The organism is Streptomyces sp. NPDC034084, assembly GCF_055575535.1.
Genome location: NZ_JBVISK010000003.1, coordinates 670,232 through 692,267 on the forward strand (window position 1 = coordinate 670,232; position 22,036 = coordinate 692,267).

22 protein-coding genes are annotated in these 22,036 nt (G+C 72.3%); 10 read left to right on the forward strand and 12 right to left on the reverse strand.

Annotated elements, in window-relative coordinates:
- The first annotated feature begins 119 nt into the window (after nucleotides 1–119).
- From ACZ51I_RS13915 to ACZ51I_RS13925, 3 genes are all read left to right on the forward strand, one after another.
- A complete protein-coding gene (locus tag ACZ51I_RS13915; RefSeq protein ID WP_468875139.1) occupies nucleotides 120–539 on the forward strand; it encodes a YciI family protein in 420 nt (139 codons plus the stop codon).
- Nucleotides 536–1,681 carry an RNA polymerase sigma factor gene (locus ACZ51I_RS13920; protein WP_468875637.1) on the forward strand — a complete coding sequence of 382 codons (1,146 nt, stop codon included), beginning with the start codon at nucleotides 536–538 and terminating at the stop codon, nucleotides 1,679–1,681. Before ACZ51I_RS13915 ends, ACZ51I_RS13920 begins: the two co-directional genes overlap by 4 nt.
- A gap of 257 nt (nucleotides 1,682–1,938) precedes the next feature.
- Nucleotides 1,939–3,138: a S8 family peptidase gene (locus ACZ51I_RS13925; RefSeq protein ID WP_468875142.1), complete on the forward strand. Its 1,200-nt coding sequence runs from the start codon at nucleotides 1,939–1,941 to the stop codon at nucleotides 3,136–3,138.
- Between the two features lie 162 nt (nucleotides 3,139–3,300).
- On the opposite strand, the gene ACZ51I_RS13930 is transcribed toward ACZ51I_RS13925, so the two are convergent.
- Nucleotides 3,301–3,519 (reverse strand): hypothetical protein, encoded by a 219-nt coding sequence (locus tag ACZ51I_RS13930; RefSeq protein ID WP_468875144.1) that lies wholly within the window; start codon nucleotides 3,517–3,519, stop codon nucleotides 3,301–3,303.
- Between the two features lie 233 nt (nucleotides 3,520–3,752).
- Between ACZ51I_RS13930 and ACZ51I_RS13935 the strand changes: the two genes are divergently transcribed.
- Nucleotides 3,753–4,175 carry a YjbQ family protein gene (locus ACZ51I_RS13935; protein WP_468875147.1) on the forward strand — a complete coding sequence of 141 codons (423 nt, stop codon included), beginning with the start codon at nucleotides 3,753–3,755 and terminating at the stop codon, nucleotides 4,173–4,175.
- A gap of 24 nt (nucleotides 4,176–4,199) precedes the next feature.
- Here ACZ51I_RS13935 and ACZ51I_RS13940 read toward each other — a convergent pair whose 3' ends face one another.
- The 3 genes from ACZ51I_RS13940 to ACZ51I_RS13950 all read right to left on the reverse strand — a co-directional run bounded on the left by ACZ51I_RS13940 (nucleotide 4,200) and on the right by ACZ51I_RS13950 (nucleotide 8,079).
- A complete protein-coding gene (locus tag ACZ51I_RS13940; RefSeq protein WP_468875149.1) occupies nucleotides 4,200–5,792 on the reverse strand; it encodes a DHA2 family efflux MFS transporter permease subunit in 1,593 nt (530 codons plus the stop codon).
- Between the two features lie 168 nt (nucleotides 5,793–5,960).
- Entirely contained in the window at nucleotides 5,961–6,446 is a 486-nt protein-coding gene (locus ACZ51I_RS13945; RefSeq protein WP_468875150.1) for a MarR family winged helix-turn-helix transcriptional regulator, read from the reverse strand.
- An 85-nt stretch (nucleotides 6,447–6,531) separates the two neighbouring features.
- Entirely contained in the window at nucleotides 6,532–8,079 is a 1,548-nt protein-coding gene (locus tag ACZ51I_RS13950) for a serine hydrolase (RefSeq protein WP_468875152.1), read from the reverse strand.
- A 213-nt stretch (nucleotides 8,080–8,292) separates the two neighbouring features.
- Between ACZ51I_RS13950 and ACZ51I_RS13955 the strand changes: the two genes are divergently transcribed.
- Both ACZ51I_RS13955 and ACZ51I_RS13960 read left to right on the forward strand, forming a co-directional pair.
- The gene (locus ACZ51I_RS13955; RefSeq protein ID WP_468875155.1) at nucleotides 8,293–9,090 is read left to right on the forward strand and encodes a thymidylate synthase; all 798 of its coding nucleotides are present in this window, start codon (nucleotides 8,293–8,295) and stop codon (nucleotides 9,088–9,090) included.
- Nucleotides 9,087–9,617 (forward strand): dihydrofolate reductase, encoded by a 531-nt coding sequence (locus ACZ51I_RS13960; protein WP_468875158.1) that lies wholly within the window; start codon nucleotides 9,087–9,089, stop codon nucleotides 9,615–9,617. The genes ACZ51I_RS13955 and ACZ51I_RS13960 overlap by 4 nt, the downstream gene beginning before the upstream one ends.
- 17 nt (nucleotides 9,618–9,634) lie before the next feature.
- On the opposite strand, the gene ACZ51I_RS13965 is transcribed toward ACZ51I_RS13960, so the two are convergent.
- From ACZ51I_RS13965 to ACZ51I_RS13980, 4 genes are all read right to left on the reverse strand, one after another.
- Nucleotides 9,635–10,639 (reverse strand): MerR family transcriptional regulator, encoded by a 1,005-nt coding sequence (locus tag ACZ51I_RS13965; protein ID WP_468875160.1) that lies wholly within the window; start codon nucleotides 10,637–10,639, stop codon nucleotides 9,635–9,637.
- A 6-nt stretch (nucleotides 10,640–10,645) separates the two neighbouring features.
- A complete protein-coding gene (locus ACZ51I_RS13970) occupies nucleotides 10,646–11,314 on the reverse strand; it encodes a HEAT repeat domain-containing protein (RefSeq protein WP_468875162.1) in 669 nt (222 codons plus the stop codon).
- Nucleotides 11,315–11,403: 89 nt separating this feature from the next.
- A complete protein-coding gene (locus tag ACZ51I_RS13975; RefSeq protein ID WP_468875639.1) occupies nucleotides 11,404–11,931 on the reverse strand; it encodes an NUDIX hydrolase family protein in 528 nt (175 codons plus the stop codon).
- A 132-nt stretch (nucleotides 11,932–12,063) separates the two neighbouring features.
- On the reverse strand, nucleotides 12,064–12,447 hold the full coding sequence (locus ACZ51I_RS13980; RefSeq protein ID WP_468875164.1) for a VOC family protein: 384 nt from the start codon (nucleotides 12,445–12,447) through the stop codon (nucleotides 12,064–12,066).
- A 258-nt stretch (nucleotides 12,448–12,705) separates the two neighbouring features.
- On the opposite strand from ACZ51I_RS13980, the gene ACZ51I_RS13985 reads away from it, so the two are divergent.
- The 3 genes from ACZ51I_RS13985 to ACZ51I_RS13995 all read left to right on the forward strand — a co-directional run bounded on the left by ACZ51I_RS13985 (nucleotide 12,706) and on the right by ACZ51I_RS13995 (nucleotide 17,261).
- Nucleotides 12,706–14,220, forward strand: a complete 1,515-nt coding sequence (locus ACZ51I_RS13985) for an SDR family oxidoreductase (protein WP_468875166.1) — start codon at nucleotides 12,706–12,708, stop codon at nucleotides 14,218–14,220.
- 300 nt (nucleotides 14,221–14,520) lie between these two features.
- Nucleotides 14,521–15,009: a MarR family winged helix-turn-helix transcriptional regulator gene (locus ACZ51I_RS13990; RefSeq protein ID WP_468875169.1), complete on the forward strand. Its 489-nt coding sequence runs from the start codon at nucleotides 14,521–14,523 to the stop codon at nucleotides 15,007–15,009.
- A gap of 179 nt (nucleotides 15,010–15,188) precedes the next feature.
- On the forward strand, nucleotides 15,189–17,261 hold the full coding sequence (locus ACZ51I_RS13995; RefSeq protein WP_468875171.1) for an MMPL family transporter: 2,073 nt from the start codon (nucleotides 15,189–15,191) through the stop codon (nucleotides 17,259–17,261).
- 140 nt (nucleotides 17,262–17,401) lie between these two features.
- On the opposite strand, the gene ACZ51I_RS14000 is transcribed toward ACZ51I_RS13995, so the two are convergent.
- Nucleotides 17,402–18,655, reverse strand: coding sequence for an NAD(P)/FAD-dependent oxidoreductase (locus ACZ51I_RS14000; RefSeq protein WP_468875174.1), 1,254 nt, complete (start codon nucleotides 18,653–18,655; stop codon nucleotides 17,402–17,404).
- A 205-nt stretch (nucleotides 18,656–18,860) separates the two neighbouring features.
- Between ACZ51I_RS14000 and ACZ51I_RS14005 the strand changes: the two genes are divergently transcribed.
- Complete coding sequence (locus ACZ51I_RS14005) at nucleotides 18,861–19,679, forward strand: alpha/beta fold hydrolase (protein WP_468875176.1); 819 nt, start codon at nucleotides 18,861–18,863, stop codon at nucleotides 19,677–19,679.
- 36 nt (nucleotides 19,680–19,715) lie between these two features.
- On the opposite strand, the gene ACZ51I_RS14010 is transcribed toward ACZ51I_RS14005, so the two are convergent.
- The 3 genes from ACZ51I_RS14010 to ACZ51I_RS14020 all read right to left on the reverse strand — a co-directional run bounded on the left by ACZ51I_RS14010 (nucleotide 19,716) and on the right by ACZ51I_RS14020 (nucleotide 21,988).
- Nucleotides 19,716–20,252: a hypothetical protein gene (locus ACZ51I_RS14010; protein WP_468875179.1), complete on the reverse strand. Its 537-nt coding sequence runs from the start codon at nucleotides 20,250–20,252 to the stop codon at nucleotides 19,716–19,718.
- Between the two features lie 177 nt (nucleotides 20,253–20,429).
- Nucleotides 20,430–20,978, reverse strand: a complete 549-nt coding sequence (locus tag ACZ51I_RS14015) for a GNAT family N-acetyltransferase (protein ID WP_468875182.1) — start codon at nucleotides 20,976–20,978, stop codon at nucleotides 20,430–20,432.
- Between the two features lie 107 nt (nucleotides 20,979–21,085).
- Nucleotides 21,086–21,988 carry an NAD-dependent protein deacetylase gene (locus tag ACZ51I_RS14020; protein WP_468875184.1) on the reverse strand — a complete coding sequence of 301 codons (903 nt, stop codon included), beginning with the start codon at nucleotides 21,986–21,988 and terminating at the stop codon, nucleotides 21,086–21,088.
- Nucleotides 21,989–22,036: the final 48 nt, after the last annotated feature.

Here is a 22,036-nt window from a genome sequence, read left to right on the forward strand (position 1 = left end):
CCGGCCCCGTACGACACAAGTTCAAAAAATCCTGGGCGCCGATGTCGAGAACCCGCGCCCCGCTCCGTCCCCGCTGTGAGAGCGACCAGAATGGGCGCCCCCGCACCGAGGAGAACACGATGGCCAAGTACCTGCTGCTGAAGCACTACCGTGGCGCTCCGGCCGCCGCCAACGACGTACCGATGGACCAGTGGACGCCCGAGGAGATCTCGGACCACGTGCGGTTCATGCGGGACTTCGCGACCCGGCTCGAAGGCACCGGCGAGTTCGTCGACGGCCAGGGGCTCGCCCCCGAGGGGACGTGGGTCCGGTACGACGGAGAGGGCCGCCCGCCGGTCACCGACGGCCCGTTCGCCGAGACGAAGGACCTCATCGCCGGCTGGATGGTGATCGACGTCGACAGCTACGAGCGCGCCGTCGAGCTCGCCGGGGAACTGTCGGCAGCGCCCGGGGCCGGCGGGAAGCCGATCCACGAGTGGCTCGAACTGCGCCCCTTCCTGGCGGCGCCGCCCACCATCCCGGAATGCCCTCACGGATGAACGAGACCCTGCTCCGGAGTCTGACACCGAGCGTCCTCGCCGTCCTCGTCCGCCGCGGAGCCGACTTCGCGGCGGCCGAGGACGCCGTCCAGGACGCGCTGGTCGAGGCGATCCGCGTCTGGCCGGCCGACCCTCCGCGCGATGCGAAGGGCTGGCTGGTCACGGTGGCCTGGCGCAAGTTCCTCGACGCGACCCGGGCGGACACCGCCCGTCGGCGGCGCGAGGACCTCGTCGACGAGGAACCGGCGCCCGGGCCCGCGCCCGCGGTGGACGACTCGCTCCAGCTCTACTTCCTGTGCGCCCACCCGTCCCTGACCCCGTCGTCCGCGGTCGCGCTCACCCTGCGGGCCGTGGGCGGCTTGACCACCCGTCAGATCGCCCAGGCCTACCTGGTGCCCGAGGCGACCATGGCGCAGCGCATCAGCCGGGCCAAGCGCACGGTCTCCGGCGTCCGTCTGGACCGCCCCGGCGACGTCGCCACCGTGCTGCGCGTCCTCTACCTGGTCTTCAACGAGGGCTACTCCGGGGACGTCGACCTCGCCGCCGAGGCGATCCGGCTCACCCGGCAGCTCGCGGCCGCGATCGACCACCCGGAGGTGGCGGGCCTTCTCGCCCTCATGCTGCTGCACCACGCCCGCCGCGCGGCCCGGATCGCGCCCGACGGGAGCCTCGTGCCGCTCGCCGAGCAGGACCGCGGCCGGTGGGACACCACGGCGATCGCGGAAGGCGTCGAGATCCTGCAGGCGGCCCTCGCCCGTGACCGCCTGGGCGAGTTCCAGGCGCAGGCCGCCGTCGCGGCCCTCCACGCCGACGCCCCGACGGCGGAGGAGACCGACTGGGTGCAGATCGTCGAGTGGTACGACGAGCTCACCCGCCTCACCGACAGCCCGGTGGTCCGGCTCAACCGCGCGGTCGCCGTCGGTGAGGCGGACGGACCGCGCGCCGGCCTGGCGGCGCTCGCGGAGCTGGACGACGCCCTGCCCCGGTACGCGGCTGTGGCGGCGTACCTCCACGAACGGGCCGGTGATCTCACGACCGCGGCGCGTCTGTACGCCGAGGCGGCGGGAAAGGCGACCGACGCCCGGGAGCGCGACCACCTCACCCGCCAGGCCGCACGCCTCAACACCCGCGGACGCCGCTGATCGCGGGCACCTGTGGTCCGTGACTGATGGCGCGTCACCATTCGCCCGTGTCGGACGCCACACCGAACGTGTCCTTTTCGCGCAGGAGTTGGCGCCATCACGTGTGCGTCGTGGAGGCGGCGAGGAGAGCCTATTAAGAAACCTTGTTGAAAAACCCTTTACCCCTGGTTCCCCCTTGATTTGCTCCTGCCAATCCGCACAGGGTTCTCTCGAACGTTTGACGCCCCACACGTCAACACGAGGAGAGAACCTCTTTCATGGCAACTCACAAGCGCTCCAACGGCCTTCGCAACGCGGCCATCGCCACAGGTGTGGCAGGTGCCGCCGCCGCGGCGCTCTTCGCGAGCAACCTCGCGGGGGCGGCCGCCCCGGTCGAGGGGACCGTGCACGGGCTCGGCGCCCCGGGTGCCGTCGACGGCAGCTTCGTCGTCATCCTCGACGCATCCGCGAACAAGGCGGAACTCGCGAAGAAGTACGGCGGCACCCTCCAGCGCTCCTACGGCTCGGCGGTCAACGGCTTCTCGGCATCGGGCCTGACCGTCCAGGAGGCCAAGCGGCTCGCCGCCGACCCCTCCGTGGGGACGGTCGTCCAGAACAAGCGCTTCAGCATCAACGAGACGCAGGAGAAGCCCCCGTCCTGGGGCCTGGACCGGATCGACCAGGCCGAGACGGCCGGCGACGAGAAGTACGCGTATCCCGACGGCGGGGGAGAGGGCGTCACCGCGTACGTCATCGACACCGGCGTACGGATCACCCACAAGGACTTCGGCGGCCGGGCCGCCCACGGCTTCGACGCCGTGGACAAGGACGCCTCGGCCGACGACGGCAACGGCCACGGCACCCATGTCGCGGGCACCATCGCCGGCGCCTCCCACGGCGTCGCCAAGAAGGCCAAGATCGTCGCCGTGCGCGTACTCGACGACAACGGGTCCGGCACCACCGAACAGGTCGTGGCGGGCATCGACTGGGTGACCAAGAACCACTCCGGGCCCTCCGTCGCGAACATGAGCCTCGGCGGCGGCGCCGACGAGGCACTCGACGCCGCGGTCCAGCGCGCCATCGCCTCCGGCGTGACCTTCGCGGTCGCGGCCGGCAACGAGTCCTCCGACGCGGGCCAGGGTTCGCCGTCCCGGGTGCCCGAGGCCCTCACCGTGGCCTCCAGCACCAAGGACGACGAGCAGTCGGACTTCTCCAACTTCGGCGCGGTGGTGGACCTGTACGCCCCCGGCTCGGACATCACGTCGGCCTGGAACGACAGCGACACCGGCGTCAAGACGATCTCCGGAACGTCCATGGCGACTCCTCACGTGACGGGCGCCGCGGCCCTCTACCTGGCGGCCCACCCCTCGGCGACGCCCGCGGACACGGCGGCGGCCCTGACCGGGGCGGCCACCCCGGACGCCATCAAGAACCCCACCTCCGGTACGGCGAACAAGCTGCTGAAGGTGGCGCCGTAACAACGTGACGGATGGCCCCCCACGGTGGTGGGGGGCCGTCTTCCGTTCCGTACGGCGACACCGACGCCGTCCTCCTGCCGCCCAGCCGGCGGGCAGCGCACCGCCCGCCACGGCCGCGCGGTAGGAGGCGCGCCGGCCCGGCTCACTGCCGTGGGGAAACGATCACGCCGCCAGGTACCGATGAGGCTCGGCGCCGCGCCATTCCACCCACTCCGGGTTGTCGAGCAGCTCCTCGGCGTCGGCGAGGCCGGCCCGTCGCATGAACTCGACCACGTCGGTGTCCCTGAGGGCGACGCCGGCGAGCTGCTTGTTGACCGTGACCTTCCGACCGCCCGTCGGGCCGGGGCGGTGGACGACGATCGGAGCCTCCCTGCTGGTCATCACTCCCGGCGACTTCCCGGCCGTCCCGCGTCCATGCCCGGAGTCGGCGCCGCTCCTGCCCCGAGGGGCGGATTCAGGACGCTGCGGGCAGCATGGCCACGTTCTGCAGACCGAGACCCTGGGGCACGGCCTGGCCCCGGTTACGGGAACCGGACCGAGGTCGGCGTCCGACCGCCCGCGCGCCGCCTGCGTGTGAAGTTGGACGAGACTGCTCCGTCAGCCACGATGGAGACATGAGCCACGGATTCAAGACCCGCACCCTGGACGTCGCCACCGGGGCATCAGAGACGGTCTACGACCTGACCCGGGAGTGCGCCACTTTCCTGGCAGAGGTGGCGCAGGGCCGGGACGGGCTTCTGAACGTCTTCGCGCCGCACGCCACCATGGGGGTCGCCCTGATCGAGACGGGAGCGGGGAGTGACGACGACCTCCTGACGGCCCTCCACCACTTGCTCCCCGCCGACGACCGTTGGCAGCACCGCCACGGAAGCCCGGGGCACGGCCGGGACCACGTGCTGCCGGCCATTGTCCCGCCCCATGCGACCCTCCCTGTGATCGGCGGCGAACTGGCCCTCGGAACCTGGCAATCGGTCTGCCTCGTGGACACCAACAAGGACAACCCCCAACGGCAAGTGCGGCTCTCTTTCCTGGGGTGATGCCGCCCCGGCCGGTGGCCGCCCCTACCGCCCGGCGGCCACGTCCGTACGCCCTCGTACGCCCGTCGCGGCGAGGGCCGCGCCGAGGGCGCACAAGGTCCCCGCGACGAGTACCGACGTGTGCATGCCGTTCATGAACGCCTGGTGACTGCCCTGGGTGACCGCTTCCTTGAGCCCCGCGGGCATGCTCGCCGTGACGGGCGCTACGCCCATGGCGACGGCGTCCCTGGCTTCGTACAGGCCGGCGGCGGTGGCGGCGGGGACCCCCGCGGAGCCGAGTTCCCCGGTGAGCGTCGTGCCGACGCGGCTGCCGATGAGGGAGACGAGGACGGAGGTGCCCAGCGCGCCGCCGATCTGCAGGGCGGTGGCCTGGAGACCGCCGGCCACCCCGCCGTCCTTGACGGGGGCGTTGCCCACGATGGCGTCGGAGGACGACGCCATCACCATGCCGACGCCGAGACCGAGCGCCACGAACGGGGGCCACAGCACCGCGTAGGAGGAGTCCGGGCTCCAGCCCAGCATCACGAAGCAGGCGACGGCCTGCAGGGCCATGCCGAGCGGCATGGTCAGCCGCGGGCCGAAGCGCTCGGTGAGCGCGGCGCCGAGCGGGGACGCGACGACGGACGCCAGACTCAGCGGCAGAGTGCGCACGCCCGCCTCCACGGGCGAGAGGCCGCGGACGTTCTGCAGGTAGATCATGACGAAGAAGATCACGCCGAGCAGTACGAAGAAGTTGAGCCCCGTGATGATCGCGCCGATGGTGAGCGCACGGTCGCGGAACAGCCGCATCGGCAGCAGCGGGGAGGCGAACCGCGTCTCGTACCAGCCGAAGAGCAGCAGGACCGCGATGCCGGCGGCGATTGCGCCCACCGTGCCGGCCGAAGTCCAGCCCCAGGTCTCGCCCTTGACGACGCCGAACACGACGGACACCAGACCCAGGGCCAGGAGGACGACGCCGATGAGGTCGAACTTCTCCTCGGCGGCCGCCCTGTTACGGCTCTGCGGCAGCACCGTCATGCTGAAGACCAGCGCGATCACGCCGATCGGGGCGTTGATGTAGAAGACGGACTCCCAGGTGACGTGTTCGACGAGCAGGCCGCCGACGATCGGTCCCAGGGCGGTGGAGACCGAGGAGACCATGGCCCAGACGCCGACCGCCATGCCGAACTTCCTCGGCGGGAAGACGGCGCGGAGCAGGGCGAGGGTGTTCGGCATGAGCAGGGCCCCGAACAAGCCCTGGACGGCGCGGAAGGCGATGACGCCCTCGACGGATCCGGCCAGGCCGATGGCGACGGAGGCGACCGTGAACCCGGCGACGCCGATCAGGTAGAAGGTGCGGCGCCCGAACCGGTCTCCCAGCTTGCCCCCGAGGATCAGCGCGGCGGCGAGCGCCAGGAGGTAGGAGTTGGTGACCCATTGCAGGTCGGCCGTGGAGGCGCCCAGGTCACGGCCTATCTCCGGATTGGCGATGGCGATGACCGAACCGTCGAGACCGACCATGAACAGTCCGAAGGCGACGGCGGCGAGAGTCAGCCACGGGTTGGCGCGACGCCCGCCGGGCCGGTCGGGCGCAGGCTGGGCGTGGGTGGGTGGAGCGGTGGGGATGACGGAGGGCATGACAGTGCCTGTCCTTACGAATGGCAGGGGAAGGAGCCGCTGCGGGACCGGCCCACGGCGGGAAAGGGGGAGGGAGGAAGGAGCGGTGCGCGGCGCGTCAGGAGGGCAGCGCGGGGCCCGGCGGTGTGCCGACGGCACGAGGGACCGGGATCACCCTGGCGTACGGGATCAGCGCGCGGCGCGGTGAAGGTGCCGGCTGAGTGCGTTGAGGGCGCCCAGGGCGGAGCCGAGGGCGTCTCGCTCCGCGTCGCTCAGGGCGCGCAGAGCGCGGGCGACGTGCCCGCCCATGAGGTGCTCCACCTCGGTGATCTCCCGGCGGGCGGTCGCGGTGAGGTGCAGATGCGCGACCCGCTTGTCGGCCGGGTCCTGCCGGCGTTCGAGCAGCCCCTGCTCGGTCAGCTGCCGGACGAGCGCGCTGACGTTGCTCGGTTTCATCAGCAGGGCCTCGGCGGCCTCGCGCACCGTGATCCCGTCGTACGCCTCGACGTGACGCAGCAGCGCGAGTTGCGCCTCGGACGGCTTGGCGGGCTTGATGAGGGTGTCGTCCAGGTCGACCCGTCGCTCGACGGCCCGGGCCAGCGCGGGGAGGCATGCCACGAGCCCGGAGGCTACGCGGTGGATGTCCTCGTCGGACACGCTGTTGTTCACGGACACGTCGAGGACCTTAGGTATGGCGACATAGCTATGTCAACATAGCTGTGCCCGCGGGGCCGCCGGGACGGTCCAGGGGGCAGTCGCCTCACGGGCCATCGGTACGCGTGAACGTGCCCAGCCCCTCGGCGTTCAGGTACTCGACGGTGAACGACTTCCCGTCCGGGGTGAAGGTGACCCCCGTCAGACCCACGGCGTTCTCGCCGGCCGTCCGGAAGCTGAACGTGTCACCGTCGTAGTGCGTGAGCCGGTACGTCTGGGGCTTCGGACCCAGGCGGAGCGTCAGGGAGCCGTCCGCTCCGGCGACGACCTGCGCGCGTCCGTAGTACGTGCTCCGGTACGTGCCCGCGTACGTGTCGGCGGCCTTCGGGGGAGTGGCACCGGAGGGCGGGTGCGCGTAGTCGGTCTTCGACCGGCCGGCCTCCGCCTCCTGCTGGTACAGCGCGTCCACGAGGGGGATCCAGTCCCGGCTGATCTTTCCGGTCTGCGCGATGTCGAAGAAGTCGAGGGCGACGGCGTCGGCGACACCGACCGGTGAGGTGTTGGTCAGTACGACGATGCCGAGCCCCTCACCGGGCAGCATCGTCACGTTGGTGTGGGCGCCCTGGGCGAACGCTCCGGTGTGCGAGAGCCTGAGCCGGCCCTGGTCGTCGTAGCTCACGTTCCAGCCCAGGCCGTAGAACCCGGTCCTCCCGGCCGGGGCGCGGGGCGGGGAGGCGATCGACTCCGGCCAGTGGGTGCGCTCCAGGGCGTCGGCGTCGATGATCCGTTCGCCGTCGAGCGTGCCGTTGCCGAGCTGGAGCTTCAGCCACGTCGCCATGTCACGGGCGGTGGAGCTGACGCCGCCGGCGGGGGACTGGGCGTCGGGGTCCCGTACGAACTCCGCCTTCCAGGCGCCGCCGACCTTGACGTGGCCCCAGGCCCGGTCGGAGGCCTTCGCGTAGTCCTCGAAGCGCGAGCTGGTGGAGTTCATGCCCGCCGGCCGGTAGAGCGTGTCGGCGGCGAGCTTCTCCCAGGGCACGCCCTTCTCCTCGGCGACCGCCTGGGCGGCGGCCGTGAGGCCGAAGTTGGTGTAGGCGTAACTGGCGCGGAAGGGAGCGAGGGGCTCGTAGCGCAGGTGGGACAGGATGTACGAGCGGTCGTAGCCGAGGTCTTCGAGCAGGTCGCCCGCGTGGTCGGGGAGGCCGCTGCGGTGCGCGAACAGATCGGCGACCGTCACGTGGGAGGTGACCCACGGGTCCTTGAGGGCGAAGCCCGGCACGTTCGGGGCGACCGGCTTCGCCCAGCCCTCCGTGCCCACGGCTCCGGAGACGATGGTGGAGGCGATCGGTTTCGAGACGGAGGCGAGCTGGAAGACCGTGTCGGCGTCGACGGCGGCGCTCTCGCCGGCCTTCCGTACGCCGTACCCCTTCAGGTGGATCACCTTGCCGTCGTGGACGACGGCGACGGCCACCCCCGGCGCCCCGGTGCGTTTCATGGCCTCCTGGACGACCCCGTCGAGCCGGTCGACGGCCCGCTTCACGTCCGCGTCGTCGAGCTGGGGCGGGGGCTGGGCGGGAGGCGGCGAAGGTCCCGGGGCCGCGGCGCCCAGCAGCGCCGCCAGCCCGGCCGCGGCAAGCCATCGAACCGTGCTCACCCCTCCATTCAACGGTCTGCGACGACGTCTGTCGCGCGCTGCCCCAGAGCCGGGGCCGGCGGGGGGCCGGGAGCCGTCGCGCCGGGCGCCGAGACCGTCGTACCCCCAAGGCGTTCATCAGACCGCCCGTACCACCGTGACCAGCGGGTAGTCCCCCCGGCACGTCCGCCCACCGTCGAGCACGCGCCAGGGCCGGCGGTAGACTCGGCGACCGTGGCGGATACCCAGTACGAAGACTTGTTGAAGATGGTGCTCACCTCCGGGACGGCCAAGGCCGACCGGACGGGGACAGGCACCCGGAGTGTCTTCGGGCACCAGCTCCGCTACGACCTCTCACAGGGTTTCCCGCTGGTCACCACCAAGAAGGTGCACCTCAAGTCGATCGTGTACGAGCTGCTGTGGTTCCTCCGCGGCGACTCGAACGTCGGCTGGCTGCAGGAGCACGGCGTCTCCATCTGGGACGAGTGGGCCGACGACAAGGGCGAGCTCGGCCCCGTCTACGGCGTGCAGTGGCGCTCCTGGCCCACCCCCGACGGCCGGCACATCGACCAGATCAGCCAGGTCCTCGACACGCTGCGCCGCGACCCGGACTCCCGCCGGATGATCGTGTCCGCGTGGAACGTCGCCGAACTGGACCGCATGGCGCTCGCCCCGTGCCACGCCTTCTTCCAGTTCTACGTCGCCGACGGCAAGCTCTCCTGCCAGCTGTACCAGCGCAGCGCGGACCTGTTCCTCGGCGTCCCGTTCAACATCGCCAGCTACGCCCTGCTCACCCACATGGTGGCGCAGCAGACCGGCCTCGAGCCGGGCGACTTCATCTGGACCGGCGGCGACTGCCACATCTACGACAACCACACGGAGCAGGTGACCGAACAGCTCACCCGCACCCCGTACGACTTCCCCGAGCTCAAGCTGCACAAGGCCGACTCGCTGTTCGACTACGCCTACTCCGACGTCGAGGTCGTGGGCTACCGGCACCACCCCGCCATCAAGGCCCCGGTCGCCGTATGAACCACAGCGTGCACCGGCGTATGAACGTCGGCCTCATCTGGGCCCAGACGCCCGCCGGCGTGATCGGCGCCGACAACACGATCCCGTGGCGTCTCCCCGAGGACATGGCCCACTTCAAGGCGACCACCCTCGGCCACCCCGTGATCATGGGCCGCAAGACCTGGGACTCGCTGCCCGCGCGCTTCCGCCCCCTGGTCGGCCGCCGCAACATCGTGGTGACCCGGGACGAGCGGTGGACGGCGGAGGGCGCGGAGCGGGCCGGATCCATCGACACGGCGCTGGACCTGGCAGCCGGGCCGCAGGACTCGGACGGCGAGGCCGCCGCCTGGGTGATCGGCGGTGGCGAGATCTACCGCGCCACCCTGCCCCACGCCACGACGCTCTCGGTGACGGAGGTCGACAGCCCGACGGCCGGCGACACGTACGCCCCGACCGTCGATCCCGACTGGCGGATCGCGGAGGACACCGGCTGGCGGGAGTCCGCGACCGGCCTGCGCTACCGCATCCGCCGGTACACCCGCCCCTGACCGGCGGCCGGCGCGCGTCAGCGCGCTTCGCGAATCCCGAGGATGTACGCGGCGGTCAGCGCGACCGCGCGGTCCTCGTCGTCGGACAGCTCCGCGAGGGCGCCTGACGCCGTGTGTCCGGGGATCTCCGCGAGGGCCTGCGTGAGCCGGAGACGCGCGGGCGGCCGCGTACCGTCGTGGGCGAGGCGGTCGACGAGCAGACCGGTGATCCGATCGGCGAGCGCGGGGCGGCTCGCCAGCGTGCTCAGCGCGTCGGCCGCCGCGACGTCGTTCGCCTCCTCGACGACCATGTCGATGAGCGTCGGAACCGCGTCGACCACGCCCCGCACCCCCAGCTCCAGCGCCGCGTGCCTCCGCACCACGAGGTCGGGGCCCGCGAGGGCCTCCCGCAGCAGGGCGGTCGCCCCGTCGCCCGCGATCTCGGCGATGGACCGGACGGCACGCGTCCGCACCTCGGCCGCCGGCGAGCCGAGACCACGCGCGAGGAGCGGCAGTCCGTCGTCGCCCGACCGCGCCAGCGCCCAGCGGAGGGCTCCCGCGACGACCGGGTCCTTCTCGCTCAGGACCGCCTCGACCAGCGCCTCCACCGGCACCGGGGCCTCTCCGGACGAGGACAGGGCGGCGCGCTGCCGCGTCCCGGGGCTCTTCGACGCGAGTGCCTGGAGCAGGGCGACGATCTGGAGGACGTCCTGCCAGCCGGCGGGCTCCGCCGCGCCGATCCTGCGCAGCCGCGTCAGCAGCTCCGTCTCGGCCGCGATGCGTTCGCGCGTCTGCCGGATGAGGCCGTCGACGAGCTCCGACGGCGCGAAGCCGGGATCGTCGAGCGCGCGCCCGACCTCGCGCAGCGAAAGGCCCAGGGACCGCAGGCTCTCGATGTGGAAGACGCGCCGGATGTCCTCGTCGGAGTACTCCCGGTAGCCGGCGCCGGTACGGCCCGTCGGGCGCACCAGGCCGAGCGCCTCGTAATGCCTGAGCATGCGGGCGCTGACCCCGGAGTGCCGCGCCACCTCACCGATCAACACTGTCCGTCACTCCTCCTGGCCGGCCGGGCCGAGGGCCACGATCCGCTTAGCTTCCTCGATCGCGAAGTCGAATCCGGCATCCGGGTCGCGCGACAGCCTGTCCGTGGCGATCGCGTGCTGCCGCACGTGCGGGCGGGGATCCGACAGCGCGGCCGACAGGAACGGCGTCGCCGCCTCGCCGAGCGCGATCAGCGCCCGGCTGAGGCTCAGCTGCGTCTCACGGCCGCCGCGCCCGAGCTGCGTCGCCAGCACGCCGGCCGGCTCGGACTCCTCGCCCTCGGGTACGAGCACGACCGCCGCCCTCCAGGCAGTGCGTGCCACCTCGTCGTCGGCGTCGGTCAGCAGCTCCCGCGTGATCGCGGGCCAGGCCCGACCGTCGCCGATCTTGGACAGCGTATGGAGGGCCTGGCTCCGCGCCTGGGCACGCTCCGAGCGGAGCTCCCCGAGGAGCCGGGGGAGCGTGAGGGCCGACGGGTGGCGGGTCAGCGCCCACGTGAGCATTTCGCGGACCTGGAAGTCGGGCTCGACCGCGCAGCGTCCGACGAGGGCGTCGACGCAGCGCGGGTCCGGCGCCGTTCCCACCGCGAGCGCGGCCCGCAGCCGGACCGACGAGCTGTCGCTCTCGAGCCCCCGCAGCGCCCGCATACCTGTCGTACCCTCGTTCGCCATGGTCATCGGGACCACCTCCTGGGCCACAGTGAAGACCTTGACACCGTGTCAAGGTCAACCGGAGCCGGGCGGGCGGCCCTGCGGGGGTGCGGGGTTCAGTAGATGTGGCCCACGTGGGCGAGGGCTTGCTTGAGGAGCGTCCCCTGGCCGCCGGGCATCTCGTTCTGCACGGCGGGGGAGGCCGCTTCCTGCGGGCTGAACCACAGCAGGTCGAGGGCGTCCTGCCGCGGGCGGCAGTCGCCGGCGACCGGCACGATGTACGCGAGGGACACGGCGTGCTGGCGCGGGTCGTGGTAGGGCGTGATGCCGGCCGTCGGGAAGTACTCGGCGACGGTGAAGGGCTGCAGGGAGGCGGGGACGCGGGGCAGCGCCACGGGCCCGAGGTCCTTCTCCAGGTGGCGCAGCAGGGCGTCGCGGACCCGTTCGTGGTGCATGACGCGGCCGGACACCAGGGTGCGGCTGATCGTTCCCTCCGAGCCGATCCGCAGGAGCAGTCCGATGCTGGTGACCTCGCCGCTGTCGTCCACGCGCACGGGGACGGCCTCGACGTACAGGATCGGCATGTGGGCCCTGGCCGCGTTGAGCTCGTCCGTGGTCAGCCAGCCGGGCGTCGTCTCAGTCATGTCAGACATCGCTTGATCATACTTTCCGGGCCGTGCTTCGGCCCAGGCCGCCTGTCCGCCGGCCGGGTAGGAGTTCGGGCGGTCACCGCGAGCGGCTCCGTCCCCCGGATGGCGGGGCGGCCGCGAGCGGGGTCAGAGGGGCTGGATACGGGTCCGCAGGAGGCAGAACTCGTTGCCTTCGGGATCGGTCAGGACGTGCCAGCTCACGCTGTCGCCCTGGCCGATGTCGGCGGGCTCGGCGCCGAGGGCGATCAGCCGCTCCAGCTCCGCGTCCTGGTCGCGGTCGGTGGGGTTGACGTCGATGTGCAGGGGAAGCTTCCCGCGCCGGGGGTCGCTGCTGGGGGTGAACAGGAGCGTGGGCTGCGGCCCGCCGAACTCGGCGCCGGGCGGCCCGATCTGGATGCTGCCGTCGTCCTCCCGGCCGATCTCGACATACCCGAGGACCTCGCTCCAGAACACGGCGAGCCGCTCGGGATCGGCGCAGTCGAGGTTCAGTTCAGTGATGCGCGATGCCATGCACGTGAGTGTACGTGGCGAGATCTGGTGACGCACTGTCATATCACCTCTGGAAAACCCCGGTTGAGTGCCCGCGAGACGCCTTCCGTGCAGGTCGGCCGGTGGCGTGGGAGGGAGTCGGTGCGGTGAGAGCCTTCCGTGCGCCTCCTCGTCGAACGTGTCTTCGCGGGCGGGCGGTCCGCATCCGTATGCCCCCATGACGAGGAAGAACCGGCGTAAGGCGTGTACGCCGCGGCAATCGGTGAAACGGATCAGCACATGGACACTCCCACCCCGTCCGAGGGCGCCCGCTGCCTGGTCACCGGCGCGAGCGGCTACATCGGGGGCCGCCTCGTGCCGGACCTGCTCGACCGCGGCCATCGCGTGCGCTGCCTCGCGCGCCATCCGGACAAGCTCCGCGACTTTCCCTGGTCCGACCGTGCGGAGACCGTCCGCGGGGACGTCACCGACGCCGCGAGCCTCCGCGAGGCGTTCGCCGGCGTCGACATCGCGTACTACCTCGTCCACTCCATGAGCTCGACGGCGGACTTCGAGGACAAGGACCGGCTCGCCGCCCGTACCTTCGCCGCCGAGGCCCGCTCCGCCGGAGTGCGGCGCATCGTCTACCTCGGCGGCCTCACTCCGCGCGGAGTGGCGGAGGACGAGCTCTCGCCCCACCTGCGCTCCCGGACCGAGGTGGGCCGCATCCTCCTCGACTCGGGCGTCCCCACCACCGTGCTGCGGGCAGCCGTCGTCATCGGCTCCGGATCGGCCTCCTTCGAGATGCTCCGGTACCTGACCGAACGGCTGCCCGTCATGGTCACGCCGAGCTGGGTCAGCAGCCGGGTCCAGCCCATCGCCGTCCGCGACGTGCTGCGATACCTGGTGGGGAGCACCGCCATGCCCCCGGACGTCAGCCGGACCTTCGACATCGGAGGCCCCGACGTGCTCACGTACCGGGAGATGATGGTGCGGTACGCGGAGATCGCCGGGCTCCGCAAACGCCTGATCGTCCCCGTACCGGTCCTCACGCCCCGACTCTCCAGCCAGTGGATCGGCCTCGTCACGCCCGTCCCCGCCTCCCTGGCCCGGCCGCTCACCGAATCGCTCCGGCACGAGGTGGTCTGCACCGAGAACGACATCACGCGGTACGTCCCGGACGGCCCCGGGACACCCCTCCCCTTCGAGCAGTCCCTCCGGCTGGCCCTCCGCCGCGTGCAGGACGCGCGGGTCACCACCCGCTGGTCCTCCGCCTCACCGCCCGGCGCACCGAGCGATCCGCTGCCGACCGACCCGGACTGGGCGGGGGGCAGCCTCTACACGGACGAGCGGTCACGCATCGTCCACGCGAGCCCGGAGGCGCTCTGGCGGGTCATCGAGGGCGTCGGCGGCGAGAACGGCTGGTACTCCTTCCCCCTGGCCTGGGCCGTACGGGGGTGGGCGGACCGGCTCGTCGGGGGCGTGGGACTGCGTCGGGGGCGCCGGGACGCGGCGCGCCTCCGCGTCGGTGACGCGCTGGACTTCTGGCGCGTCGAGGAGATCGACCGCGGCCGTCTGCTGCGCCTTCGGGCCGAGATGCGCCTGCCGGGTCTCGCGTGGCTGGAGATGGCCGTCGGCCGGGACGAGGAGGGCCGCACGTCGTACCGGCAGAGGGCGCTCTTCCACCCCAGGGGTCTCGCGGGACAGACGTACTGGTGGAGCGTCGCGCCGTTCCACGCCGTGGTCTTCGGCGGCATGGCCAGGAACATCGCCAGGACCGCCGAGAAGGAGAACGAGCGGCGAGGCGCGCGGTGAACGGTTGCCGGACGGGACCCCGCGCGTGGTGCGGACACCGCCGTACGCCGTGCGCCCGGTCGCCGGTGGTTCGGAGGCCGTCGCACCCCAGGCGTCCGGACGCCGCCGTGAAGAGAGCTGCCCTTCACCACCGAACGGCCGACCCCCGCTCCCCACGGAGGCTCGGCCCTGGCGGTCGCATCGGGACGGCGTCGCTCCACCCTTCCCCCGCCGCCCCGGCGGGCGGGCGGGGAGCGCGGGCAGGCCCGTCGGAGAGAGGCTGATTCCGTGATCGTGCCGGCCTCCGCATAGGCTGACCGTGTGGATGACGGGCAGGCGAGGACGATCGTGACGGATGGCGGGAGCGGGGCCGACCTGCAGAAGTTCGCGATCGCCCTGCGACGGACCATCGGTGAGATGAACCGTCTGGTCCACGATTTCGCCTCCACCGAGAACCTGCACCCCACCGACGTCCACGCGCTCTCGTTCGTCCTGGACCACCCCGACACGGCCACTCCAGGACTGCTGAAGGAGCATCTCGGTCTGACGTCCGGCGCGGTGACCGCCTGCCTCGACCGCCTGGAGAAGGCCGGCCACATCCGCCGCAGCAGGGCCGACGACGACCGGCGCGTGGTGCGCATCCACTACGTCCCGGGAGCCCGGGCGGCGGCGCGAGTGCATTTCCTCCCGCTGGCGCAGGCGGCGGATCGTGCGCGTGGCCGGTTCACCGAGGACGAACTCGCGGTCGTTCTGAGGTATCTGGACGCGCTGAACGAGGAACTCGGCGAGCTGCGCGCGCCCCGCCGCTGACGCCGCCTCGTCGTCGGCCCGCCACGACGTACGCCACCGACTCCGCGCTCGGCGGCCCCTGACCGGACGGCCGGAGCGCACGACCGGGCATCGGGGTACCTGCGATCAAGACCTCCGTCCATGATTCAATCTATCTTGACCATTGAGATAATCAACCGCCGAGAGATTCGGGAGTTTCCATGCCGACACCCCTGCGGTGGGCGGGCAGACTGCTGCCGCTGCTGGTGCTCGTCGTCTGGCTCGCCATCGGTGGAGGGCTCGGGCCCTATGCCGGCAAGCTCGGCGAGGTGGCGACCAACGACCAGGCCGCTTTCCTGCCCCGCACCGCGGAATCCACCCTGGTCCTGCGGGCCCAGGAAGCGTTCCGCCAGGAGAAGGCCCTGCCCGCCCTGGTCGTCTGGACCGCCGAGGACGGCGGGCGCGTCACCCCCTCGACGCAGGCGGCCGCGACCCGGGCCCTGGCCGCCCTCACGGGCACGCCGGGCGTGGTCGGCGCGGCCGGCCCGGCTCTCCCGGCCGAGGACGGCGAGGCGCTGCGGGGCGTCGTCAGGCTCCGCCCCGACCTCGGCGACGAACTGCCCGCGACCCTGGAGAAGGTCGAGGCCGCGGTGTCCGCCGTGCCGGGGACCGAGGCCTGGCTGGCCGGACCCGCCGCCACGCAGGCAGACCTCGGCGACGCCTTCGCCGGCATCGACGGCCTGCTCCTCGTCGTCGCGCTCGTGACCGTCCTGGTGATCCTGCTCCTGGTCTACCGGAGCGTCCTGCTCCCGCTGCTTATCATCGTCGGCGCCGTCTTCGCGCTCGGGCTGGCCTGCGCCGTCGTCTACGTCCTGGCCGACCACGATCTCGTGCGGGTCGACGGCCAGGTGCAGGGCATCCTGTCCATCCTCGTCATCGGCGCCGCCACGGACTACGCCCTCCTCCTGGCCGCCCGCTACCGCGAGGAGCTCGGCGTACGCGACGGGGACAGGCTCCCGGCCATGCGCGCCGCCCTGAAGCAGTCCTTCGGGCCGATCGTGGCCAGCGCCGCCACCGTGGCGCTCGGTCTGCTGGCCCTCCTCCTCAGCGACCTCACCAACAACCGGGCGCTCGGCCCCGTCGGCGCCATCGGCATCGCCTGCGCCGTTCTCAGCGCGGTCACGTTCCTGCCCGCCGCCCTCGTCCTGCTCGGGCGAGCCGCGTACTGGCCCGCCCGCCCCAAGCCGACCGCCGGAGACGAGGCGCACCCCGTCTGGCGCAAGGTCGCGGCCCTCGTCGACAGCGCGCCGCGCAAGGTCTGGGCAGTGTCCCTCGTGGCCCTACTCGCCTGCTCCGCCTTCTCCCTCACGCTCGACTCGAAGGGCGTCCCGCTCGACGAGATCTTCGTGAAGGACGCCCCCTCCGTCGCCGCCCAGGCGCGCCTGAGCGAGCACTTCCCCGGCGGCGCCGGCAACCCCGCCGTCGTCATCGCCGACGACACGGCCGCCGGGAAGGTGCGCACCGCCGCCGAAGGCGTCGACGGGGTCGACTCCGCGACCCTCTTCGCCCTGCCCGGCTCCGCGCGGCCGCTCGTCGCGGACGGCCGTGTTCGGATCGACGTCACCCTCGCGGATGCCGCGGACTCCGACGCCGCGAAGGACACGGTCGCCCGTCTGCGCACCACCCTGCACGCGGTGCCCGGAGCCGACGCCCTCGTCGGCGGATACACCGCCCAGCAGTACGACACCCAGGTCACCGCCGGGCAGGACAGGAAGCTCATCGTGCCCGTCGTCCTGGCGATCATCCTGGTGATCCTCGTCGGCCTGCTGCGCTCCCTCCTGCTGCCCGTCCTGCTCGTCGCTTCGGTCGGGCTCAACTTCCTGGCCACGCTGGGAGTCTCGGCCCTCGTCTTCGAGCACGTCTTCGGGTTCACCGGGACCGACTCGGCCGTCCCGTTGTACGGATTCGTCTTCCTGGTCGCCCTTGGGGTCGACTACAACATCTTCCTCATGTCGCGGGTCCGCGAGGAGACGGCCGTGCACGGCACGCGCGAGGGCATGCGCCGGGGCCTGGTCGCCACGGGTGGGGTCATCACCTCGGCCGGCGTCGTCCTCGCCGCCACCTTCGCCGCGCTCGGCGTCATCCCGCTCGCCTTCCTTGTCCAGATCGCCTTCATCGTGGCCTTCGGCGTCCTGCTCGACACGCTCGTGGTCCGGTCGCTCCTCGTCCCCGCCCTCGTCCGGGACATCGGGCCCACCGTGTGGTGGCCGGGCCCGCTGCGGCACCGTCCCTGAGCCGTGCGGTCGGGAGGGGAGTGCGGGAGGCGCGGGGGCTGCGTGGCGGGTCGGCGGAGAGCGACCCGACACCCCTGCTTCCCGCCCGACGGCCCGGTGGATGCGCCGCGATCACTCCCGCGTGCCGGTTCCGGCGGGCCTCAGGACCCGCCGTCCCCGAGGTCGTCGAGCACCTCGCGGGCCGCACGGGCGCCCGAGGCCAGTGCGCCCTGGAGCGAGGGGGTGGCCCGGTGGTCACCGCACACGTACAGGCCGGGGGCGAAGCGCGTGGGCCGGGACAGCGGCGCGGCGCCGACCGTCGCGGGCAGGGCGTCGGGCACGGTGACACGGTGGACGGGTTCCCAGGCGCCCGTATCGGAGCCGTACACCTCGCCCACGGCGCGCAGGACCGCCGCCGTCTCCTCGGGCCCGGGGGAACCGAGCACCGACGTGGACACCAGCGCCCGGCCGTCGGCGGAGAACCCGGGCTGGACGGCGCTGAGGACGCACGTGTTCAGGAACCGGCGCCGGGAGTCGATGTGGAGCAGGGGCTCCGTCGACGGTGGTGTGGCCGTCGCGTGGTAAAGCGTGGTGACGGTCCGGCCGGGCGGCACGCGGAGCCCGGGGAGGAGGTCGGCTGCCACCCGTTGTCCGGTCGCGACCACGACCGCGCGGGCTCCCATGGTGCCGCCGCCCGCGACGGCGACGCCGTCGGGCGTGACGGCCGTGACGGGGCTCGATGTACGCAGCACCCCGGGCGGCAGCCGGGAGGCCAATTGGGTGGGCACCGCGCCGATGCCCTCGGCCGGCAGCGAGAGGGTGCCGCGGATCATGCTCCGCCACACCAGGTGGAAGAAGCGGGCCGAGGTCTCCAGCTCGTCCTCGAGGAAGACCCCGGAAAGGAACGGCCGGAAGAACGTCTCCACCAGCTTCGGCGACACCCCGGCCTCGGCCAGCGCCGTGAGCGTGGTGCCGTCGCGGCCCCGCCGCAGTACGGAAGGCGGTGCGAGGACGTCCCGGGCCGTCAGCGCGGCGAGCGCGGCCAGATCACGCGCCGACGCGAGCCTCCCGGGGAGCAGGTCACGGCTCTCCCGGAGCCGGCGGGTGGGATCGGTGAACCGGCGCGGGCCGTCTTCGGTGTGCACGAGAACCCCGGGTGTGAACGCCCGCAGCCGGAGCGCTGCGAGATCCAGCCGGCGCCGGACCTGGGGATAGGAGGTGTTGAAGACCTGGAAGCCCCGGTCGACGGTGAAGCCCGCCACGCGGTCGGTGCGCATCCGCCCACCGACCGTCCCGTCCGCCTCCAGCAGGCGCACCCGCACACCGGCCGCGCTCAGGTCGCCCGCGCAGGCGAGCCCCGCGGCTCCGGCTCCGACGACCACCACGTCGTACCGCCCGGAATCCGACGAGCCCATGACAGCACCTCCTCCTCGCCCAGGTCCGGTGGCTCTCGGCCGCCGGACCGCTTCCCGTGCTCTGGCCCCCGGTCCTCTTCGTACCAGGGTGCCGACGCGGATGCCTCCGGTCCGCCCGCGCCGCCGAGACGACCCGGCCGACAGCCCCGGGTGTCCCCCGCCCCTCCCCTTCCTATTCTGGAAGTGAGAGGTGAGGAGGGCCCTGATGGCCGCCGTCGCCGTACACCGCGTCGTCCTGGGGGAGGGGCGGCCCACCCTTCCGTACGCGGAGGCGGGCCGTGCGGGGGGTACACCGCTCGTCCTGGTGCACGGCTACCTGGACTCGTGGTGGACGTTCGAGCCGCTGCTGCGGCGTGTGCCTCCCGGTCTGCACGCGTACGCTCCCACCCAGCGCGGCCACGGCGACGCCGACAAGCCGCCCGACGGCTACCTGCCGGAGGACTTCGCCGAGGACCTGGTCGCGTTCCTCGACAGTGTGGGCATCGAACGAGCGGTACTGGTCGGCGGATCGAGCGGCGGAGTGCAGGCTCGCATCGTCGCGGGCCGCCGGCCGGACCGGGTGGCGGGCCTCGTCCTGCTCGGCGTCCCGGCGACGCTCGCCGACAAGCCGCGGGTCGCCGCGTTCTGGAACGCCGTGAAGGATGTGCGGGACCCCGTGGATCCCGCGCTCGCGGAGGCCCTCGCGGACGGCCTGACGGCGACGCCCATGGGGCGCGGCTTCCTGAAGACCATCGTCGACGAGAACCTCAAGGCTCCGGCGTACGTCTGGCGCGAGACCCTGCGCGGCCTCCTGGAGACCGACCTCCGGGCCACGCTCGCGGGGATCCTCGTCCCCACCCTGGTCGTCTGGGGCGACCAGGACCCCGTCCTGACCCGAGAGGACCAGCAGACGATCCTCGACGCGATCCCCGACTCCCGCCTCCTCGTCTACGAGGGCGTGGGTCATGTCGCGTACTGGGAGGCCCCGGACCGTGTACTCCGCGACCTGACGGCCTTCATGGCCGAGCGCGCAGGAAGGCCGTGAGACGAAGGCCGTGGGGCGGCGTTCCGGCAGCGGACGTCAGCGCTCGTCCGCGCTGGACAGGGCGTCGGTGACCAGTCGGGTGGCGAAGTCGTGGTCGTCGGTGATCCGGTTGATGACCTCCGCCAGGAGGAACGCGGTGGCTTCCAGGGCGTTCATCTCCCGCCGGGTCCAGTCCCCGTACTGCCGGCGCCACAGGCTCGGGCTGAGCCCGGTGCCCGCCGCGACGGCCAGACCGGCCATGGTGGGGATGACCTCGGGCCGGATGCTCCTGGGCATCCGGCCCATCGACGTCACGAGGTTGGGCACGATGTACTCGATGACGTCCTTGTCGTGCTCCTCGCAGGCCATCCGCAGCCACCTCATGTACATGAAGATGATCGTGCACACCCCGTCCAGGAGGTCCTGGGCTTCGGTGGGCCCCAAGGACGCGGTGAACTGCTCGTCGAGGCGCTGCTGTTCGGGATCGACCGCGGTTCTGCCGTCGTAGACGGCCTTGAGTCGGGAGTCGACCATCATCATCGCCGCACTCACATCACCGGCCGGAGCGTACTGGGGGTCGCAGGGCGAAGACACGGGTTCCTCCTCGAGTGACCGCGGCTCGCGGCACGGCACGTCCGTACGCGAGTGACCGCGGCTCGCGGCACGGCACGTCCGTACGCTAGACCGCCGACCCGCCGGGGGTCCCGCGATTCCCCAGGGAAGCCCCTCAGGGGTGACACCGGCCTCGACCCCTCGGCGACATCGTGCGACTCAGATCTCGGGAAGGGAGGGGTCGGGCGTCCAGGGGGCCGGTGCGGTGATGGCCCAGCGCTCGTGATCCCGCCAGTCTCCACCGATGTAGAGGTACGCGGGCGACACCCCCTCGTAACGGAAGCCCAGCCGCTGGACCACGGCCAGGGATGCCTTGTTGCCCGGCTGAATGCAGGCCTCCAGCCGGTGGAGCCGGAGGTCGGTGAAGGCGTACTGGAGGGTGAGGGCCAGCCCTTCGGTCATGTACCCGGCCCCTGCGGACGGGGCGAAGGCCGCGTAGCCGAGGGACGCGCCCTGATAGCGGCCCCGGATGATCGAGTTGATGTTGACCGTGCCGGCGGCTTCACCGGTCTCCCGGACCCGGACCAGGAATCCCCGGTTGGTGCCGTCGTCGAAGCGGTTCATCCAGACCTGGAACTCCTCCGCGGTCGCGGGCAGCTGCATCCACGGCTGGTGCAGCTCCGAGCTGGTCCGTACGAGCGTGCAGAACTCGTCCTGGTCGGAGCGGGTGAGGGGGTGGAGTTCGACCCGTGGCGTCGTCTTGAGCATGGAGCAACGTTAGGGCCTGCGGGCGGTGGCCCTCCCCGCGTTCACCCTGTCTCCGTCCTGCCTGGCGAGGGCCGAGTGAGGGGGCGCCGGCCCTGCGCGTCACGGCCTCAGTCGAGCGGCGCAAGATCATCGGCGGGGATGCCCAGCCGCTCGGCGACGGTGGTGAGGGCGGCGCCGAGGGGGAGCGCGACACGGGAGTGGGCGTGCCGGTCGCCGCGGGTCGGGTCCCGGTTGACGATCACGACGGGTGTCCCCGCCTGCGCCGCCTGGCGGACGAATCGGAGGCCGGACATCACCGTGAGCGAGGAGCCCAGGACCAGCAGTGAGGCCGCCTCGCCGACCAGCCTCCGGCAGTGCTCGACCCGCCGGGGCGGGACGGCCTCGCCGAAGAACACCACGTCCGGCTTGAGGATGCCGCCGCAGTTCGCGCAGGGCAGCACGCGGAAGCCGGCGACCTGCGCGTCGGTGAGGTCGGCGTCACCGTCCGGGTTGATCCCGGCCGCCACCGGCTCGAAACCCGCATTGGCCTCTTCCAGCCGCCGGGCGAGTTCGTGACGCGGACTGTACGTGCCGCAGGACAGGCACACGACCCGGGCAAGGCTGCCGTGAAGCTCGACGACCTCACCGCTGCCGGCGGCCTGGTGCAGACCGTCGACGTTCTGGGTGATCACCCCGGAGAGCAGACCGTGGCGTGCGAAGGCGGCGACGGCCCGGTGCCCGGCGTTGGGCAGGGCACGCCCGAACGTGCGCCAGCCGAGGTGGCTGCGCGCCCAGTACCGGCGCCGCGCCTGAGCGCTGCCGGTGAACTCCTGGTACGTCATCGGCGTGTGTCGGCTGAGGCTTCCGCCCTGGCCCCGGTAGTCGGGGATGCCCGACTCCGTGGAGATCCCCGCACCACTGAGCACCAGCACACCACCCGCGCCCAGGGCATCGGCGACCGGCCCCAGGTCCGTCGTACCCGGGGGCAGCTCCTCGTCAGGGGTCCAGCTCAGAGTCGGGCGCATACGCATGCCGCCAGGGTACGGAACAGAGCCCTGGTCCCGCCTGCCGCGAGGACG

Coding starts and splice junctions, on each gene's coding strand:
- ACZ51I_RS13915 (WP_468875139.1), top strand. CDS start 120: ATGGCCAAGTACCTGCTGCTGAAGCACTACCGTGGCGCTCCGGCCGCC.
- ACZ51I_RS13920 (WP_468875637.1), top strand. CDS start 536: ATGAACGAGACCCTGCTCCGGAGTCTGACACCGAGCGTCCTCGCCGTC.
- ACZ51I_RS13925 (WP_468875142.1), top strand. CDS start 1,939: ATGGCAACTCACAAGCGCTCCAACGGCCTTCGCAACGCGGCCATCGCC.
- ACZ51I_RS13930 (WP_468875144.1), bottom strand. CDS start 3,519: ATGACCAGCAGGGAGGCTCCGATCGTCGTCCACCGCCCCGGCCCGACG.
- ACZ51I_RS13935 (WP_468875147.1), top strand. CDS start 3,753: ATGAGCCACGGATTCAAGACCCGCACCCTGGACGTCGCCACCGGGGCA.
- ACZ51I_RS13940 (WP_468875149.1), bottom strand. CDS start 5,792: ATGCCCTCCGTCATCCCCACCGCTCCACCCACCCACGCCCAGCCTGCG.
- ACZ51I_RS13960 (WP_468875158.1), top strand. CDS start 9,087: ATGAACCACAGCGTGCACCGGCGTATGAACGTCGGCCTCATCTGGGCC.
- ACZ51I_RS13970 (WP_468875162.1), bottom strand. CDS start 11,314: ATGACCATGGCGAACGAGGGTACGACAGGTATGCGGGCGCTGCGGGGG.
- ACZ51I_RS13975 (WP_468875639.1), bottom strand. CDS start 11,931: ATGACTGAGACGACGCCCGGCTGGCTGACCACGGACGAGCTCAACGCG.
- ACZ51I_RS13980 (WP_468875164.1), bottom strand. CDS start 12,447: ATGGCATCGCGCATCACTGAACTGAACCTCGACTGCGCCGATCCCGAG.
- ACZ51I_RS13985 (WP_468875166.1), top strand. CDS start 12,706: ATGGACACTCCCACCCCGTCCGAGGGCGCCCGCTGCCTGGTCACCGGC.
- ACZ51I_RS13995 (WP_468875171.1), top strand. CDS start 15,189: ATGCCGACACCCCTGCGGTGGGCGGGCAGACTGCTGCCGCTGCTGGTG.
- ACZ51I_RS14000 (WP_468875174.1), bottom strand. CDS start 18,655: ATGGGCTCGTCGGATTCCGGGCGGTACGACGTGGTGGTCGTCGGAGCC.
- ACZ51I_RS14005 (WP_468875176.1), top strand. CDS start 18,861: ATGGCCGCCGTCGCCGTACACCGCGTCGTCCTGGGGGAGGGGCGGCCC.
- ACZ51I_RS14015 (WP_468875182.1), bottom strand. CDS start 20,978: ATGCTCAAGACGACGCCACGGGTCGAACTCCACCCCCTCACCCGCTCC.
- ACZ51I_RS14020 (WP_468875184.1), bottom strand. CDS start 21,988: ATGCGTATGCGCCCGACTCTGAGCTGGACCCCTGACGAGGAGCTGCCC.